Below are 17,614 nucleotides of genomic sequence, written 5' to 3'. Positions count from 1 at the left end.
AAATGGCAAATTCCGATCAGGCAGAGCTCGTGTTCCTGCCTTTGGGCGGCGTTGGTGAAATCGGGATGAATCTGGCCATGTATGGCTATGGCCCCGCACACAAGCGCGAATGGGTCGTCGTCGACATGGGCGTCACCTTCGCCGGACCGGATCTTCCAGGCGCTGATCTCGTTCTTCCCGATATTCGTTTTCTGCAGGCCGAGCGGCATAATCTCAAGGGGATTGTGATCACGCATGCCCATGAGGACCATTACGGCGCCTTGCTCGACCTCTGGCCGCTGTTGAACGTGCCGGTCTATGCGACGCCGTTCACCGCCGGCCTGCTGGAGGCCAAGCGCCAGTCGGAGCCGGGTGCGCCGGATATTCCCGTCACCATTTACCGTGCCGGCGAAAGGTTCAATGTCGGCCCTTTCGAGTTCGAAGCGCTTGCCGTGACGCACTCCATCCCGGAACCGGTCTCGCTGGCAATCCGGACGCCACTGGGCATCGTTGTTCACACCGGCGACTGGAAGATGGACCCGGAGCCGTCACTGGGACCGCTGATCGACGAGGCTGGGTTCCGCGCGCTCGGCGACGAAGGCGTCCTGGCGATGATGTGCGACTCCACCAATGCCTTGCGGGAGGGGGAATCACCCTCCGAGCGTGAGGTCGGCGACAGCCTGCGCGACATCATCGAAAATGCCCGCGGCCGCGTTGCCATCACCACCTTTTCGTCCAATGTCGGGCGTATCCGCTCCATTGCCATCGCCGCCCGCGATGCCGGACGCCAGGTGCTGGTGCTCGGCCGCTCGATGAAGCGCATGATCGATGTGGCGAGCGAGCTGGGTTATCTCGACGGCATTCCGGAATTCCTCTCCGAAGAGGATTACGGTTTCATCCCGCGCGAGAACATCGTCATCATTTTGACCGGCAGCCAGGGCGAATCCCGCGCGGCGCTCGCCAAGCTCGCCCGTGACGAGATGCGCAATGTGGCGCTGTCGGCCGGTGATACGGTCATCTATTCCTCGCGCACCATTCCCGGCAATGAAAAGCCGATCATCGAGACAAAAAACCTTTTGATCGAGCAGGGCATCCATATCATCTCCGACGATGATCAGCTGGTGCACGTCTCGGGCCATCCACGCCGCAACGAGCTGAAGCGCATGTATGAATGGGTGCGCCCGTGCATTCTCGTGCCTGTGCATGGCGAAGCCGCGCATCTCGTAGCACAGGGCTCGCTGGCGGCCATGGCCGGCATTCCCGAGGTGCCGCAGGTACGCAATGGCGACATTCTGCGTCTGGCACCGGGCAGGGCGGAGATCATCGATCAGGCGCCGTTTGGCCGCGTGATGAAGGACGGCAAGCTCATCGGCGACGAGGAAGAGGTCGGCATCGTCGACCGGCGCAAGCTATCCTATGTCGGCCATGTCGCGGTATCGATGCTGCTCGATGCGAAGTACAACATCATCGAGGATCCGGAAGTCGTGCCGGTCGGCCTGCCCGAGAACGATCGGGAAGGCGAACTGCTGGAAGATCTGCTCTACGATGCGGCTGTTGGCGCCGTGCAGAGTATCCCGCGTGAAAAGCGCAAGGATTTGGCGATGGTCCGCGAGGCGGTGCGCCGCGCCGTCCGTGCCGCTGCCAACGAGGCGTGGGGCAAGAAGCCGATCGTCACCGTGTTCGTAACCCGCACGTAAGGTCAAGAATGCTCGGCCGTTTGAACCATGTCGCCATTGCCGTTCCCGATCTTGCTGCGGCATCGGCAGTCTATCGCGATACGCTCGGTGCGACACTCACCGAGCCGCAGGTCCTGCCGGAGCATGGCGTGACCGTGGTTTTCATCGATGTCGGCAACACCAAGATCGAACTTCTCGAACCCCTGAATGCGCAGTCGCCCATCGCTGCCTTTCTGGCAAAGAACCCGTCCGGCGGCATGCACCACCTCTGCTACGAAGTGACCGATATTCTGGCGGCGCGAAATCAGCTACAACTGCAGGGTGCGCGTATTCTGGGTGATGGCGAACCCAAAATCGGCGCCCACGGCAAACCGGTGCTGTTCCTTCACCCGAAGGATTTCAACGGGACGCTGATCGAACTGGAGCAAGTCTGATATGCCCATCGCAACTGGAATGGCAGTTTATTTCATCTTCTGGTGGTTGACGCTGTTCACCGTGCTGCCGTTTGGCCTGCGCACCCAGGCCGACGAGAATGATGTCACGCTGGGCACCACAGCCAGCGCACCGCACAAGCACCGCATGGGGCGGGTGTTCCTGATCACCACCGCGATTTCAGCCGTGGTTTTCATCCTCTTCTACATCGTCAACCAAAAGCTTGGTTTCGGCGTCGAGAGCATTCCGGTTTTCTTCCCGCAGCTGCATTAGGACCGGGGTCAGATCCCGCATCCGCACGGCGAACCACGCATCACAAGCGTGCAGCCGTTAAAAACCGCTTGTGCGCCGGTAGTGCGATGATCTCTTGCCAAGGCAGCCCTGACAGATTCCCCAAATACTGCCCATGCACGCCGCCAGCCGCACCAGCGCTTCCCCGCGCGTGAACGGTGCGGCGAGGGTATAGCTGCACAGTTTGAACACCCGGATGACCAGCGAACCGGGAATGCGCAGCAAGGTCCGCGCGCGCTGCTGGGCAAGCCTCGTACAGGTTTCAATGGAACTGCTGTCGCGGTCGCGGCGAAAGTGATAGCCGAGGGTCAGCCGGTCCATCGGCACGGTTTCATAGGCAATGGCGCGCGGCGTCCAGCCGGTCCTGGCGCCGAGTTTCCTGGCTTCCCGGTACAGACGCCAGTCTTCGCCGCCGGCCAGATCAAGTGTATCGTCAAAACGCAGGCCCGTCCGGTCGAAGAAGCTCAGCCTGCCCATCCAGCTGCCGGTTGCCAGCAGAATCTTGTGCGCTTCGTTGCGCTCATAGCGCAGCCGGGCCTTGCGTTCGCTTTCCATGTTCCGCCGGTTGAGGCCGGCCCAGACGAGCTGCGCGGAAAACGGCGCATCGGCGGAAATCGGTGCGGCGCGCACGGGAGAGCCGATGATATCGAGGGTCGAGGCATCCAGTTCGGCCAGAAGTTCAATCAGCCAGTCGGGTTCCACCCGTTCATCATCATCGGCAAATGTCATGAGATCGTGATTGCCGGCCAGGGCGCATGCCAGCGCATGGTTGCGGGCGCGGGCAATGCCGAGGCGCGGTTCCACCTCGTACTGGACCGTCCATTGCGGTACGAGCGCCCGGAATTGCGCGATGACATCGTGCAGCGTGGCCATCTCATTGTTTTCGACAATAAGAAAATGCAAATCCGCCCCATGGGGAACATCCATGGCGGCATAGGAGTGCAACAGGTTCTGCAGCATGAATGGACGATTGCGCGTAATCGTGCTGATGCAAATGCTGCGCTTGCCGGGTTCAGCCGTGCCGCGCGTGTGAATTCTCATGGTTCGTCCCCGAACATTGCAACGTCGCAGATGTGCCAATCCCCACGCTTGGCACATTGATCCTGCACCGCCAATCTAGCAGGTAAAGATGAGCTGAACATTGCGACCTTAGTCTAAGACCGCGCTCGGGACGATGAAATGAATTCATGCGAATCGCCGCCGGCTCCGGCATGCAATCCTGATCTGCTGGGCCAAGGGGACGCGAGGGGACTGGTCACATCCGGGGCGATTGCCTGTTTGGGAATGCATCTTCGTGTTGCTCAAGTAGTAGCAAAATAGAACTAAAGTAATGCGGCCGGAACATTGCCGCCGGTGAAATCTACTTTAAATTCTCTTGATAAGTCTTTGTATTTCCGTATCAAGGCAAAAAAAATGCAAGGCTTTCGCCTTGCATTGTTAGATCGCGTCTGACCCTATTCCATTTGCATGGTGGCTGCGTATTACCGCGCCAAAGGTCACATCCTCCCAAGACTTTGACCGCGCTGGAAAGCAGAATTATTCTTACTTTCTCATTATGATTAAAAAAATAGCGGACTGCCTTCGAAATGTCACGAAAAATATTCGATACAGTCATTTTTTGCTTACAAATCCGGCAGCGTAACAAAACTGTCACAAATCTGTAGCGTCTCATTTGCCGTTGGCGGGTTTCCAACCCGCTGTTAAGCCGCTAAGAAACAGTGCTGCGTCGCGGATTATCCGGATTTTGGGCGGGATGCGGCAACACATTTGGCGGCGTATGATTCTTTCCGGAAATCGGCAACGATTTTTGGGCAATACGCTAACTTTGCACTTGGTTTTGCCTGATTCTTCAAGCATTCAGGCTGTGTTTCAATTTGGTGATCTCAATGCGGCTTTCCCGTTATTTCCTGCCTATCCTGAAAGAAAATCCCAAAGAGGCGGAAATCGTCTCGCACCGGTTGATGCTGCGTGCCGGCCTGATCCGTCAGGAATCGGCCGGCATCTATGCCTGGCTGCCGGCAGGGCTGCGCATCCTCAACAAGGTGTCCAACATCATCCGCGAGGAACAGAACCGGTCCGGTGCCATCGAGCTGCTGATGCCGACGATCCAGTCCGCCGATCTGTGGCGCGAAAGCGGCCGTTATGACGCCTATGGCGACGAGATGCTGCGCATCAAGGACCGCGGCGACCGCGAGATGCTGTTCGGCCCGACCAATGAGGAAATGATCACCGAGATTTTCCGGGCTTATGTGAAGTCTTACAAGGACTTGCCGCTCAATCTTTATCATATTCAGTGGAAGTTCCGCGACGAGCGCCGCCCGCGTTTCGGCGTCATGCGCTCGCGTGAATTCCTGATGAAGGATGCCTACAGCTTCGACATCGACTTCGAAGGCGCCAAGGCTGCCTACAACCGCATGTTCGTGGCTTATCTGCGCACATTCTCGCGCCTCGGAATCAAGGTCATTCCCATGCGTGCCGATACGGGCCCCATCGGCGGCGACCTCAGCCACGAATTCATCATTCTGGCCGAAACCGGCGAGAGTCAGGTCTATTGCGACCGCGCCTATCTCGACCTGCCGGTTCCGGGGGCAGACACCAATTTCGATGACAATGCGCAGGTCGCCGATATCGTGAGCCAGTGGACGACGCCCTATGCGGCGACGGACGAAATGCACGACGAGGCGGCATGGGACAAGGTCGGCGCGTCCGAACAGCTTGCCGCACGCGGCATCGAAGTTGGCCACATCTTCCATTTCGGCACCAAATATTCCGAACCCATGGGCGCCAAGGTCACCGGTCCCGACGGCAAGGAACATATGGTTTCGATGGGTTCCTACGGCATCGGGCCGTCCCGCGTTATCGCTGCGATCATCGAGGCGTCGCATGACGAGAACGGCATCATCTGGCCGAGGGCCGTTGCGCCGTTCGGTGCCGGTATCGTCAATATGAAGCCGGGCGACGAGGCCTGCGATGCGGCATCCGCCAAGGTCTACGAGGCCCTGACCAATGCCGGGCTTGAACCGCTGCTGGATGATACGGACGATCGTCCCGGTGCGAAATTCGCCAAGATGGACCTGATCGGACTGCCGACGCAGGTCATCATCGGGCCGCGCGGCGTTGCCGCCGGTGAAGTCGAGATCAAGGATCGCGCGACGGGTGAACGGGAAACCCTGAGCATCGAAGCTGCAATCAACAAGCTTGCAGGCCCCGCTGACTTTCAGGCTGGAACTCTATGACCGAATCGGCCGTCACTGCTGTACAACAGGGTCCCAAGCCGTTCTCTTCCTATGAGCGGATGATCGCATGGCGCTATCTGCGCGCCCGGCGCAAGGAAACGTTTATTTCGGTGATTGCCGGTTTCTCCTTCACCGGCATCATGCTCGGCGTGGCGACGCTCATTATCGTCATGGCCGTCATGAACGGTTTCCGCAGCGAATTGCTGACGCGCATTCTCGGCATCAACGGTCATGTCATCATGCAGCCGATGGACCGGCCGCTGGATGATTATGACAATGTGATCAAGCGGATCGATGCGGTTCCCGGTGTTTCCTTCGCCATTCCCGTGGTGGAGGGGCAGGTGCTGGGCCAGGGCAATGTCGGGCAGGGCACCGGCACGCTCGTGCGCGGCCTGCGCGAAGAGGATATCAACAAGCTCCAGCTCGTCGCCAAGAACGTCAAGCAGGGCACCTTCGCCAATTTCGACAAGGCGGGCGGCGTGGCCATCGGCACCCGCATGGCGGAAAATCTGGGCCTTGGCATCGGCGACAAGCTGACATTGATGTCGCTGGACGGCGATGTGACGCCGCTCGGGGTTTCACCGCGGGTGAAATCCTATCCGGTCGTCGCCATCTTCCAGATCGGCATGTCCGAATATGACGCCTCGATCGCGCTGATGCCGCTGGATGAAGCCCAGCTCTATTTCAACCAGGAAGGCAAGGTCCAGTCCATCGAGATTTTCGCCAACAATCCCGACAATGTCGACGCGCTGAAAAAGCCGATCGAGGACGCGGCGCAGCGGCCGCTGATGCTCACCGACTGGCGCCAGCGCAACGTGACCTTCTTCTCCGCCCTGCAGGTGGAGCGCAACGTCATGTTCATGATCCTGACGCTGATCGTGCTCGTGGCGGCGCTGAACATCATTTCCGGCCTGATCATGCTGGTCAAGGACAAGGGCCGCGATATCGCCATCCTGCGCACCATGGGGGCGACGCGCAACTCGGTGCTGCGCATCTTCCTGATGACGGGTGCCGCCATCGGGGTCAGCGGCACCATCGCCGGTGTGGCTCTCGGCGTCCTCGTCTGCCTGAACGTCGAACGCATCCGGCAATTCTTCTCCTGGTTGTCTGGAACAACTCTGTTCAATCCGGAGCTTTATTTCCTGAGCACCTTGCCCGCCAAGATGGATTTCAATGAAACCTTTTCGGTCATCCTGATGGCGCTCTTCCTGTCGTTTCTGGCGACGCTTTTCCCCGCATGGCGCGCGGCCAAGCTCGATCCCGTTGAAGCCTTGAGGTACGAATAATGTCAGCCGGGCCCATTCTTCAGCTGACCAGTGTCGGCCGCCGGTACAATGAGATCGACCGGGAGCTGGTTATCCTGGACGATGCCAATTTCTCCCTCGGCCGGGGCGAGATGGTTGCGCTTGTCGCGCCGTCGGGTGCCGGCAAGTCAACGCTTCTGCATACGGCTGGCCTTTTGGAGCGGCCCGACAATGGCGATGTGATTCTGGACGGGCGCGCCTGCGGCTCGCTCTCGGATGAAGAGCGCACGGCGATCCGCCGCAACGACATCGGTTTCGTCTATCAGTTCCATCATCTCCTGCCGGAATTCTCCGCACTGGAGAACGTGATGATGCCGCAGATGATCCGCGGCATGAAACCGCGCGTCGCGTCGGAACGCGCCCAGCAGCTGCTCGACTATATGAAGGTGGGCGCGCGCGCCTCGCACCGTCCGTCGGAACTGTCCGGCGGCGAACAGCAGCGCGTCGCCATCGCCCGTGCCGTGGCCAATGCGCCGCTCGTGCTGCTTGCCGATGAGCCCACCGGCAATCTCGATCCGGTGACGTCATCCTATGTGTTCGAGGCACTGGAGGCCCTGGTGCGTCAGTCCGGCCTGTCGGCGATGATCGCCACGCACAATCACGAACTTGCCCGTCGCATGGATCGCCGCGTCACGCTCAAGGACGGCAAGATCACCACGGTCTCCTGATCCGTTCACGCCATACAAAGCAAACGGGCGCGGAGAAATCCGTGCCCGTTTGCGTTTGTCGGCGCCCGCGGGGCGGCGTGCGTTTTACCCTCTGTTAAGAAATCGACAACCATAGCGCCAATGGCGGTTTTGGTGCGCTTGACTTTGGAACAAAAATAGAACAAAACATATACATAGAGCAAACGAAGAAGGGTTTTACCGATGAGCGAACTTTTCCAGGACGTCATGTCATTCGTTACAGTCAGTCTGTTTATTGCAACATTCGCCATGTGGGTCAGCGTTATCTGAAAGAACCGGCGGGGCCGGGATGACTAGGTTTCGCCTGGTTCCTGGCCCGCGGGCGTCGCCCATCGTCATGTCTGGTTCCACCTGCGAACAACCGGTTCCGTCAGGTCGTGCTCATAGCCGAGCACACTGATGCTGGCGGTATCCAGAACGAAAAGCGCGCCGCCTTCGGGCGGCAAGCCAAGCCAGCGGGCCGTCAGCACCCGCAGGAAATGCGAACTTGAAAAAATGAGCACCCGGTCATTCGCGTCGCGGATGGCATGGATGATCCGGTCGGCACGCGCACCGACATCACCAGCGGATTCGCCGCCGGGGCAGCCGTCGCGAAAAAGCTGCCAGCCGGGGCGCTCCGCCAAGATCGCCTTGGTGGTGATGCCTTCATAGGTGCCATAGTCCCATTCCGCCAGATCGTCCTTGATCACGCGGGTGTCGCCAAATCCGGCGAGGGCGCAGGTTTTCGACGCGCGCTGGGACGGGCTCGACCAGACGGCGGAAAAGACAAGGCCATGCAGGCGGCCGGCGAGGGTGCGGGCCGCCGCTTCGCCCGCGGCCGTCAGCGGTATGTCGGTCCGGCCGGTGTGCTGGCCGGACAGGCTCCACTCCGTCTGACCGTGCCGCACCAGATAGATTTCGGGATATGCATTGCTCATTCGCGGGCCTTTCGATAGCGCATCACAGGTTGTTCACAGTCGCACGATCCGGCGGCCAAAGTATAGGTGGACACTCCAGGGTGGTTGCCCGAGAATGCGCGAGTGGTGAATCAGCGCGTTCTCCGTTCAAAATTTCTGGAGATGGATACAGTGGCAGACGGACAGGGTAACCCAGGCGCGGGCAATGCGGAAAAGCAGGCGCTTCGTTTCGTCCATCTGCGGGTGCATTCCGCCTATTCCCTGCTCGAAGGCGCGCTGCAGGTTGCCAAGGTCATCGATCTCGCCGTTGCCAACAAAAGCCCGGCCATTGCCATTACCGACACCAACAATCTGTTCGGGGCGCTTGAATTTGCCCAGAAGGGATCGAAATCCGGCTTGCAGCCGATCATCGGCTGTCAGCTCGATATTGCCTTTCACGATCAGGCCGAGGAAAGCCGCAGCGCCAACCGGCGCGAAGCGCTCGGTCTTGCGCCGCTCGTGCTGCTGGCGGCGACGGAAACGGGCTATGCCAATCTTGTCCGGCTTGTCAGCCGCGCCTATCTGGAAACGCCCGCCGGCGATCCCGTCCACATCGCCGCTTCCTGGCTGCCGGGGCTGAGCGAGGGGATCATCGTTCTTTCCGGCGGCCCGGAAGGGCCGATCGCCAAGGCGATCAAGGACGACCGCATCGACCGCGCCCGTCAGCGTCTCATTCATCTGCGCTCGCTCTATGGCGACCGGCTCTATGTCGAGCTGCAGCGCCATCGCGGCTATGACCGTGCCCTCGAAGCGACCCATATCGCGCTTGCCTATGAGCTGGAACTGCCTCTGGTCGCCACCAATGACGTGTTCTTTTCCAAGAGCGCGGATTATGAGGCGCACGATGCGCTGCTGGCCATTGCGGCGGGTTCACTGCTGTCCATTGATGACCGCCGCCGCCTGACACCCGACCATTATCTCAAGACCGAGGACGAGATGGTGGCGCTGTTCGCCGATCTGCCCGAGGCTCTGGAAAACACCGTCGAGATCGCGCTGCGCTGCTCCTACTATCCGAAGAATCGCGCACCGATCCTGCCGCGCTTCACCGGGGAGAGCGACGATCCCGAAGCGGCGCTGCAGGCGGAAGCCGACGAACTGGCGCGGCAGGCACGCGAAGGGCTGGCAAGCCGCATCGAAACGCTGGGTCTGGCCGATGGCCACACGCAGCAGGAATATGCCGAGCGGCTGGAATACGAGATTTCCATCATCACCCGGATGAAATATCCGGGTTACTTCCTCATCGTGTCCGACTTCATCAAATGGGCGAAAGCCCATGATATTCCTGTCGGTCCCGGTCGTGGCTCCGGTGCGGGTTCGCTCGTTGCCTATGCGCTGACGATCACCGACGTCGATCCGCTGCGCTTCTCCCTGCTGTTCGAACGCTTCCTCAATCCCGACCGCGTTTCGATGCCCGACTTTGACATCGATTTCTGCCAGGAACGGCGCGACGAGGTCATCCGCTATGTTCAGGCCAAATATGGCCGCGATCAGGTGGCGCAGATCATCACCTTCGGAACGCTGCAGGCGCGCGCCGTGCTGCGCGACGTCGGCCGCGTGCTCGAAATGCCCTATGGTCAGGTAGACCGCCTGACCAAGATGGTTCCGGCCAACCCGGCCAATCCGGTGACGCTGGCAAAGGCCATCGAGGATGAGCCGCGCCTGCGCGAAGAGCGCGACAAGGAGCCGGTCGTTGAGCGCCTGCTGGACATTGCGCTGAAGCTGGAAGGGCTTTACCGCCACGCCTCGACCCACGCCGCCGGTATCGTCATTGGTGACCGTCCGTTGTCCGAGCTCGTGCCGATGTACCGCGATCCGCGTTCCGACATGCCGGTCACGCAGTTCAACATGAAGATGGTGGAAGAGGCGGGGCTGGTCAAATTCGACTTTCTCGGCCTGAAAACCCTGACGGTGCTGCAGACCGCCGTCAATCTGGTCAAGCGGCGCGGCATTTCCGTGGATTTGTCCAATCTGCCGCTGGATGACAAGCTCAGCTATGAAATGCTGTCGCGCGGCGAGACGGTCGGCGTGTTCCAGGTGGAAAGCACCGGCATGCGCAAGGCGTTGATCGGCATGAAGCCTGATCGGATCGAGGACATCATCGCGCTTGTGGCGCTGTACCGTCCGGGGCCGATGGAAAACATCCCGACCTACAATGCGCGCAAGAATGGCGACGAGGAGATGGCGTCGATCCATCCCAAGATCGACCATCTCGTCAAGGAAACCCAGGGCGTCATCATCTACCAGGAACAGGTGATGCAGATCGCGCAGGAAATGTCCGGCTATACGCTGGGTGAAGCCGATCTTCTGCGCCGCGCCATGGGCAAGAAGATCCGCGCCGAAATGGACAAGCAGCGCGAGCGCTTTGTCGATGGCGCGGTGGAACGCGGTGTGACCAAGCCGCAGGCGAATTTCATTTTCGACCTCTTGGCAAAATTCGCCGATTACGGCTTCAACAAATCGCACGCCGCCGCCTATGCCATCGTGTCATTCCAGACCGCCTATATGAAGGCGCATCATCCCGTCGAGTTCCTGGCCTCGTCGATGACCTACGATATGGCCAATACCGACAAGCTCAACGATTTCCGCCGTGAGGCGCTGCGGCTGGGCATCGAGGTGGTCACCCCTTCGGTCAACACCTCGTTCCGCCTGTTTGAAGTCGGCGATAACCGTATTTTCTATTCGCTCGCCGCCATCAAGGGCGTGGGCGAGGCGGCGGTCGACCATATCGTCGAGAAGCGCGGCGACACGCCCTATGCCAGCCTTGAGGATTTCTGCGAGCGCATCGACCCGCGCGTCGTCAACCGGCGCGTGTTTGAAAGCCTGATCAACGCTGGAGCATTCGATTGCTTCGGGCGCGAACGCCCGGCGCTCATTGCCGGTCTCGACCGCATCATCGGCCATGCGCAGCGCACCCAGGAAGACAGCGTCAGCGGGCAGGCGGATATTTTTGGCGGCATGGCCGCGGGCGGATCGCAGGGGCTGCAGCTGCCCAATGCGGCGCCATGGCTATCGGCGGAAAAACTGCGGCGCGAGTTTGAAGCCGCCGGTTTCTACCTCTCCGCCCATCCGCTCGACGAATACCGGCCGATCCTGGAAAAGATGCGGGTGCAGAGCTGGGCCGAATTTTCCGCCGCGGTCAAACGCGGCGCCAATGCCGGACGGCTTGCCGGAACCATCACCGCCAAGCAGGAACGCAAGACCAAGACCGGCAACAAGATGGGCATCATCCAGTTTTCCGATGCATCGGGCCAGTTCGAGGCGGTGCTTTTCTCCGAGGCGCTGGCGCAATACCGCGATCTCTTGGAGCCGGGACGCTCCGTTGTGGTGACGGTCGGCGCCGAAGACCGGCCGGAGGGCATCAGCCTGCGCATCCAGACGGCGCAATCGCTTGAGGATGAAGCGACGCGCATGCAGAAGGCGTTGCGGCTCTATATGCGCTCCAGCGAGCCGCTGAGCGCCATCACGCCCTATCTCGCCCCGCAGAATGATGGCCAGATTGTCTCCCTCATCCTGATCAAGGAGAACGGCGCCAGTGAAGTGGAGATCGAGCTGCCACACCGCTATCGCGTCGGCCCGCAGGTCGCCAGCGCGATGAAGGCGATTCCCGGCGTGGTCGACGTGGAGATGGTCTAGCCGCAGGCGCGCAGCCACAACCGCGCTGAGGCGGGTTGCACTCTATTGTTCGATCCCCCTCCCAAACCGCAAGATCGGTCGAGCGCTGTATATCCGCAAGGGGCTAGCTGGTGGCGCCACGGAGGAACAGGCGATGAAGGCGGCCCTTGAAAACTACCATGCCCGGATGCAGCGGGTGCTGGATCACATCGAACAGCATCTTGACGATGATCTGGGCCTGGACGTGCTGAGCGGTGTCGCGGCATTCTCGAAATACCATTTCCACCGGCAGTTCATGTCCACCTTCGGGTTGTCGGTGCATCGCTATGTCCAGCTTGCCCGTATGAAGCGCGCTTCGTACCGGCTGGCCTACACGGATGCCCAAAGCGTCACGGATATAGCGATGGATGCTGGTTACGATGCGCCCGATGCCTTCGCCCGTGCCTTCCGGCAACGGTTCGGGCAATCGCCTTCGTCGTTCCGGAAATCTCCCGACTGGGAGCTGTGGCTTGCGGCCTTCGGGCCTTTTGACAACGCAAGGAGCAAGCGCATGCAGAAGAATTTTACCACGAATGACGTGACGATTCGCGATGTAGCCCCGACGCGGATAGCGTTCATGGAACATCGGGGTGACCCCGCGATGATCGGTGCCACCATCAAGCGGTTCATTGCTTGGCGCAAGGCTGCCGGCCTGCACCCCAGGACACATCCAACCTTCACGGTCTGGCATTCCGAGCGCCACCCCGCGTCGCCCGCCGATTACAGCATGGACCTTTGTGTGGGGATCGACCAGCCGGTCGAGGTGAAAGGCGAACAGGTCAAAGCCGGGGAGATTCCTGGCGGGCGCTGTGCGGTGCTGCGCATCGTCGGCAACACCGACAATCTGGAGCCTGCCGCGCTCTATCTGTATCGCGACTGGCTTCCGGCCAGCGGCGAGGAAGCGCGTGACTTCCCGATGTACTGCCAGCGTCTGAGCTTGTTCCCGCAGGTGCCGGAGCATGAGGCGGCCGCGGACCTGTTTCTGCCGCTGAAATAGCGCCTTCGGACGGTGGCCTGGCCATCTCCTTCGCTTTGCTGCAAAAGGCATCCTGCACCATCGTCATTGCAATCCAAAACAATCCGGATTCATTTTCTCCGAAATTTCCCGTAAATCCCTGAATCAAATCAATCAATCTCGTCCGGGACAGGCCGTGTCCTTTGCCTGATCTTGCCGAAGGTGTAGCCGGTCTCGACGGCATTGTTGCCGAATTTTCCGCGCAGCTTGTCGATGGCAGTCTCCGCCACGGCCCGCTTGGTCGCCTGCACGTCGACGAGATCGAGCGGATCGGCGCGGCCGTCATCACTGAGGTCGCTCACGCCGATGCCGATGAGCCGGAACCGCGTGCCATCAATCTCCTTTTCCAAAAGTGCCAGCCCCGTGCGGAAAATCCGGTCGGCAAGCTGGGTCGGGTCGGCCAATTGCCGGTTGCGGGTTTTGAGTTTGAAATCACGGGATTTGAGCTTGAGGACCACAGTCCGGCCGGCAATGTCGGCGGCCTTCAGGCGGCGCGAGACTTTTTCCGAGAGCGAGCGCAGGATCGGAACCAGCTCTTCCAGCGTGCCGATGTCCTCATTGAACGTCGTTTCGGCCGATACGCTCTTGGATTCGCCGTCCGGCTCCACCCGGCGCGTGTCGATGCCGCGCGACAGCTGGTAGAGGCGCTGGCCCATCGTGCCATAGGCGGCCATCAGCGCGCCGAGTTCCATGGTCTGCAACTGGCCGATGGTGCGGATACCGTCCCGTTCCAGCGTGGCGGCGAACACCTTGCCGACGCCCCAGATCATCGTCACCGGCTTGTCGCTGAGGAAACGCGGCGTTTCCGCTTCGCCGATGACGGAAAAGCCGCGCGGCTTGTCGAAATCCGAGGCGATTTTTGCCAGGAACTTGCAATAGGACAGGCCGACCGAGACGGACAGGCCCATTTCCTTTTCCACGCGGTTGGAAAACTGCGCCATGACCCGCACCGGCGGGTCGTGGTGCAGGCGCTGCGTGCCCGACAGGTCGAGAAAGGCCTCGTCGATCGACAGCGGTTCGACCTGCGGCGTCAGATCGCGCATCATCTGGCGGATTTCGCGCCCCACGCGCACATATTTTTCCATGTTCGGGCTGATGACCACCGCATGCGGGCAGGCTTCCAGCGCCTTGAACATCGGCATGGCGGATTTCACGCCGTGAATGCGCGCGACATAACAGGCGGTGGAGACGACACCGCGCTTGCCGCCGCCGATGATGACGGGTTTGTTGCGCAGCTCCGGATTGTCGCGCTTTTCCACCGAGGCGTAGAATGCGTCGCAGTCCACATGCGCGATGGAGAGCCTGTAGAGTTCCGGGTGGCGCAGCAGGCGCGGGCTGCCGCATTGCTGGCAGCGGCGCCCGGCGGAGGCCTGCGCTGTCAGACAGTCGCGGCAGAATCCAAATTCAGGATCGTTGAGGGGTGCCATGATGCTCGGAACATAAATAGAACATGGCGAACTTACTGAAGAGACTGGCCGCTTGCAAGCCGTTTGCGGTCTTAATACACATCCTCCTGCCGGCCGCCCGGCAGCAGATGCAGCGCCTGCTGGAACAGGGCAGGGTCCGTCTCGGTCGCCGCGCAATAGCGCATCAGGGTCGGCTCATGCGCCAGGTAGAACTGCAGGACGCCCGCCAGAAAACCCGGCTCCTGTGCCGCCTGGCGGATTTGATCCGCCGTGATGCCGGTAAGCGCAAGAAAGCGCGGCAGCAATTCGCTGTCCTGCGCCAGGAAGACCAGCGCATTGATCGCCAGATCCTGCGCACCCTCAAGGTTCATCTGCTGTTTCATTCTGCCTGTCGGTCCCGAAATGTGTGTTCATCCGAACACCCTTGAAAACAATATTTCCGTTTGGCGGCGCGCAGGAAGCCCATTGCAACCCAGAGTGCCAATGACCAATTGAATCTCTACAAAAGAAGATGTTCAATAAAGCCTTGGTTAAACATGATCTGCAGCATTTTTTGACTGACCTGAAGAGTTACCTTTTCATCAATCAAAACACGCTATCACATGCATCCATTCAATGATGCTGCGGTGGGAGCCTTGTCAAGGCGGCAAACCCGCACCACGCATGATCAACGGGACATTGCCAATGGTGAAGAAAGTCATGATCGTCGAGGACAACGAGCTCAACATGAAGCTCTTCCGCGACCTTATCGAAGCCAGCGGCTATGAAACCATCCGCACGCGCAACGGTCTCGAGGCACTCGATCTGGCGCGCGAGCATCGCCCCGACCTGATCCTCATGGATATCCAGCTGCCGGAGGTTTCCGGGCTCGAAGTGACCAAATGGCTGAAGGCGGATGATGATCTGCATGTGATCCCCATCATCGCCGTCACTGCCTTCGCGATGAAGGGCGATGAGGAACGCATCCGCCAGGGCGGCTGCGAGGCCTATATATCCAAGCCGATTTCCGTGCCGAAATTCATCGAAACCATCAAATCCTACCTTGGTGACGCGTGAGCCGCCTGTTTTCCCGGAGAAGTGAACTATGACGGCCCGCATACTTGTCGTGGATGATGTTCCTGCCAACGTGAAGCTTCTGGAAGCGCGCTTGAGCGCGGAATATTATGAAGTCGTGACGGCATCGAACGGCTATGAAGCGCTGGAATTCTGCGAAAACAACAGCGTCGATGTCATCCTTCTCGACGTCATGATGCCGGGTATGGACGGATTCGAGGTCTGCCGCCGGCTGAAATCGCAGCCCGCCACGGCGCATATCCCGGTCATTCTGGTGACTGCGCTCGACCAGGACATGGACCGGATCACCGGATTGAACTTCGGCGCCGATGATTTTCTCACCAAGCCGGTCAATGACCTGCAACTGCTTGCCCGGGTGAAAAGCCTTGTCCGCCTGAAGAACCTCACCGACGAATTGCGGCTGCGGGTGGCAACGACCCGCGATGTCGGCCTGGAATCCATCCTGCGCTTTCCCAGCGGCACCGAGGCCATAGCCCGGGATGCCAAGGTGCTGCTCATCGATGAGCGGCCCGGCAGCGTTGAGCGAATCAGAACCATCCTGGCCGAAGAATGCAGCGTCGATGTGCAGACCGATCCGCAGACGGGCTTTTTCGACGCCATTCAGGGCAATCACGACTGCCTGATCATCGCATCGAGCTTTGCCGATTACGATCCGCTGCGCATTTGCGCGCAGTTGCGCTCGCTCGACAACACGCGGTCGATGCCGATCATCATCGTGGCGGACCAGGGCGAGGAGCCGAAAATCCGCCGCGCGCTGGAACTGGGCGTCAATGATTACGTGGTGCGGCCGCTCAATTCCAACGAGTTGCTGGCGCGCCTGCGCACGCAGCTGCGCCGCAAGGCCTATCATGACGGGCTGCGCGCCAGCGTCGTCAAGACCTATGAGATGGCCGTCACCGACAGTCTGACGGGCCTGCACAACCGGCTGTATCTGGAAACGCATCTGGCCACCCTGTTCAAGCGTGCCGTCGACCGCCGCCGTCCGCTGTCGATCCTGATGACGGACATCGACCGGTTCAAGCTGATCAACGACACCTATGGCCATGATGGCGGGGATGAGGTGCTGCGCGAATTCGCCCGGCGCCTGCGCCGCAACGTGCGCGGCAGCGACCTTGCCAGCCGCTATGGCGGGGAGGAGTTCTTCATCGTCATGCCCGATACGGACCTGACGATGGCGGCCATCGTCGCCGAGCGCATCCGGCGTGAAGTGGCCTCGACGCCGTTTTTCGTCGATGACGGCGTCACCAGCGTGCCGGTGACCATCAGCATCGGCATTGCCAGCGTGCAGTCGAAGGATGACAGCGTGCAGAACATGCTCAAGCGCGCCGACGAAGCGCTGTATGGCGCCAAGGCATCGGGGCGCAACAAGGTTGTCTCCGAGGCGGCGTGAGGCCGCCCCCGAATCGGATTGCCAATCCCCAGAAACAAAAATGCCGCCCGAAGGCGGCATTTTGAACATGCGGGAAAACCCAGGATTACTTGATCTTGGTTTCCTTGAATTCAACGTGCTTGCGTACGACCGGGTCGTACTTGCGGAAAGAGAACTTCTCTGTCTTCGTACGGCTGTTCTTGCTCGTGACGTAGAAGAAACCGGTGTCAGCGGTCGACAGAAGCTTGATCTTGATATTTGCAGCCTTAGCCATTTTCAGTTTACCTGTCTTTATTAGAAGAGGACCGCCGTTCAGTCCAACAACGTGGCTATAAGCGGAAATTCAGGCGGACATGTACCAACACCCGCCGAAAAGTCAAGGGTTGAGGCATTATAATCTAAGATTGGAATGGTGCTTCCAGCGTTGCTCGCACCATTCCGTCCACGGAAACATCTTACGCCTTAAAACCGGACGGTCAAATCGGCCTTGACCGCATTGTCTTTAGCCTGACTGGAAAACGCGCCGGTATAGGTGAGGCCGATGGTGGTGGCTTTGCCGA

15 protein-coding genes are annotated in these 17,614 nt (G+C 60.0%); 10 read left to right on the top strand and 5 right to left on the bottom strand.

Going from position 1 to position 17,614, the window contains the following annotated elements; all coding sequences use genetic code 11:
* Positions 1-2 precede the first annotated feature (2 nt).
* Genes ACTJJ7_RS15495 through ACTJJ7_RS15485 form a run of 3 tightly spaced genes read left to right on the top strand, consistent with a single transcriptional unit; the run spans position 3 to position 2,360 of the window.
* The gene (locus ACTJJ7_RS15495) at positions 3-1,676 is read left to right on the top strand and encodes a ribonuclease J (RefSeq protein ID WP_440967891.1); all 1,674 of its coding nucleotides are present in this window, start codon (positions 3-5) and stop codon (positions 1,674-1,676) included.
* Between the two features lie 8 nt (positions 1,677-1,684).
* On the top strand, positions 1,685-2,089 hold the full coding sequence (mce, locus tag ACTJJ7_RS15490) for a methylmalonyl-CoA epimerase (protein WP_105735471.1): 405 nt from the start codon (positions 1,685-1,687) through the stop codon (positions 2,087-2,089).
* A 1-nt stretch (position 2,090) separates the two neighbouring features.
* Positions 2,091-2,360: a DUF1467 family protein gene (locus ACTJJ7_RS15485; protein WP_105735469.1), complete on the top strand. Its 270-nt coding sequence runs from the start codon at positions 2,091-2,093 to the stop codon at positions 2,358-2,360.
* A 57-nt stretch (positions 2,361-2,417) separates the two neighbouring features.
* Here ACTJJ7_RS15485 and ACTJJ7_RS15480 read toward each other — a convergent pair whose 3' ends face one another.
* Positions 2,418-3,419: a glycosyltransferase gene (locus tag ACTJJ7_RS15480; protein ID WP_440967889.1), complete on the bottom strand. Its 1,002-nt coding sequence runs from the start codon at positions 3,417-3,419 to the stop codon at positions 2,418-2,420.
* Positions 3,420-4,264: 845 nt separating this feature from the next.
* Between ACTJJ7_RS15480 and proS the strand changes: the two genes are divergently transcribed.
* From proS to ACTJJ7_RS15465, 3 genes are read left to right on the top strand one after another with little or no spacing between them, the layout of a single operon-like run.
* Positions 4,265-5,614 (top strand): proline--tRNA ligase, encoded by a 1,350-nt coding sequence (gene proS, locus ACTJJ7_RS15475; RefSeq protein ID WP_105735465.1) that lies wholly within the window; start codon positions 4,265-4,267, stop codon positions 5,612-5,614.
* Complete coding sequence (locus ACTJJ7_RS15470) at positions 5,611-6,900, top strand: lipoprotein-releasing ABC transporter permease subunit (RefSeq protein ID WP_130269186.1); 1,290 nt, start codon at positions 5,611-5,613, stop codon at positions 6,898-6,900. The genes proS and ACTJJ7_RS15470 overlap by 4 nt, the downstream gene beginning before the upstream one ends.
* Positions 6,900-7,586, top strand: a complete 687-nt coding sequence (locus tag ACTJJ7_RS15465) for an ABC transporter ATP-binding protein (protein ID WP_105735461.1) — start codon at positions 6,900-6,902, stop codon at positions 7,584-7,586. The genes ACTJJ7_RS15470 and ACTJJ7_RS15465 overlap by 1 nt, the downstream gene beginning before the upstream one ends.
* A gap of 353 nt (positions 7,587-7,939) precedes the next feature.
* Here the strand turns inward: ACTJJ7_RS15465 and ACTJJ7_RS15460 are convergent, their stop codons facing one another.
* Positions 7,940-8,521, bottom strand: a complete 582-nt coding sequence (locus ACTJJ7_RS15460; protein ID WP_440967886.1) for a histidine phosphatase family protein — start codon at positions 8,519-8,521, stop codon at positions 7,940-7,942.
* A gap of 141 nt (positions 8,522-8,662) precedes the next feature.
* On the opposite strand from ACTJJ7_RS15460, the gene dnaE reads away from it, so the two are divergent.
* Both dnaE and ACTJJ7_RS15450 read left to right on the top strand, forming a co-directional pair.
* Positions 8,663-12,172 (top strand): DNA polymerase III subunit alpha, encoded by a 3,510-nt coding sequence (dnaE, locus tag ACTJJ7_RS15455; RefSeq protein WP_440967884.1) that lies wholly within the window; start codon positions 8,663-8,665, stop codon positions 12,170-12,172.
* A 133-nt stretch (positions 12,173-12,305) separates the two neighbouring features.
* Complete coding sequence (locus ACTJJ7_RS15450; protein WP_440967882.1) at positions 12,306-13,187, top strand: AraC family transcriptional regulator; 882 nt, start codon at positions 12,306-12,308, stop codon at positions 13,185-13,187.
* A 128-nt stretch (positions 13,188-13,315) separates the two neighbouring features.
* On the opposite strand, the gene ACTJJ7_RS15445 is transcribed toward ACTJJ7_RS15450, so the two are convergent.
* Together ACTJJ7_RS15445 and ACTJJ7_RS15440 are read right to left on the bottom strand one after the other, a co-directional pair.
* A complete protein-coding gene (locus tag ACTJJ7_RS15445) occupies positions 13,316-14,632 on the bottom strand; it encodes a DNA polymerase IV (RefSeq protein WP_105735454.1) in 1,317 nt (438 codons plus the stop codon).
* 71 nt (positions 14,633-14,703) lie between these two features.
* Positions 14,704-14,994, bottom strand: a complete 291-nt coding sequence (locus ACTJJ7_RS15440) for a DUF3572 domain-containing protein (RefSeq protein ID WP_105735452.1) — start codon at positions 14,992-14,994, stop codon at positions 14,704-14,706.
* 301 nt (positions 14,995-15,295) lie between these two features.
* Between ACTJJ7_RS15440 and ACTJJ7_RS15435 the strand changes: the two genes are divergently transcribed.
* On the top strand, positions 15,296-15,667 hold the full coding sequence (locus tag ACTJJ7_RS15435) for a response regulator (RefSeq protein ID WP_008122893.1): 372 nt from the start codon (positions 15,296-15,298) through the stop codon (positions 15,665-15,667).
* A 28-nt stretch (positions 15,668-15,695) separates the two neighbouring features.
* On the top strand, positions 15,696-17,075 hold the full coding sequence (locus ACTJJ7_RS15430; protein WP_130269191.1) for a PleD family two-component system response regulator: 1,380 nt from the start codon (positions 15,696-15,698) through the stop codon (positions 17,073-17,075).
* 85 nt (positions 17,076-17,160) lie between these two features.
* Here ACTJJ7_RS15430 and rpmG read toward each other — a convergent pair whose 3' ends face one another.
* The gene (gene rpmG / locus ACTJJ7_RS15425) at positions 17,161-17,328 is read right to left on the bottom strand and encodes a 50S ribosomal protein L33 (RefSeq protein ID WP_105735448.1); all 168 of its coding nucleotides are present in this window, start codon (positions 17,326-17,328) and stop codon (positions 17,161-17,163) included.
* Positions 17,329-17,614: the final 286 nt, after the last annotated feature.

Source organism: Phyllobacterium sp. 22229 (assembly GCF_052056495.1).
Classification (GTDB): Bacteria; Pseudomonadota; Alphaproteobacteria; order Rhizobiales; family Rhizobiaceae; genus Phyllobacterium; species Phyllobacterium myrsinacearum.
The sequence above is the reverse complement of the archived record's forward strand: the minus strand, read 5'-3'. Positions and strand labels throughout refer to the sequence as shown.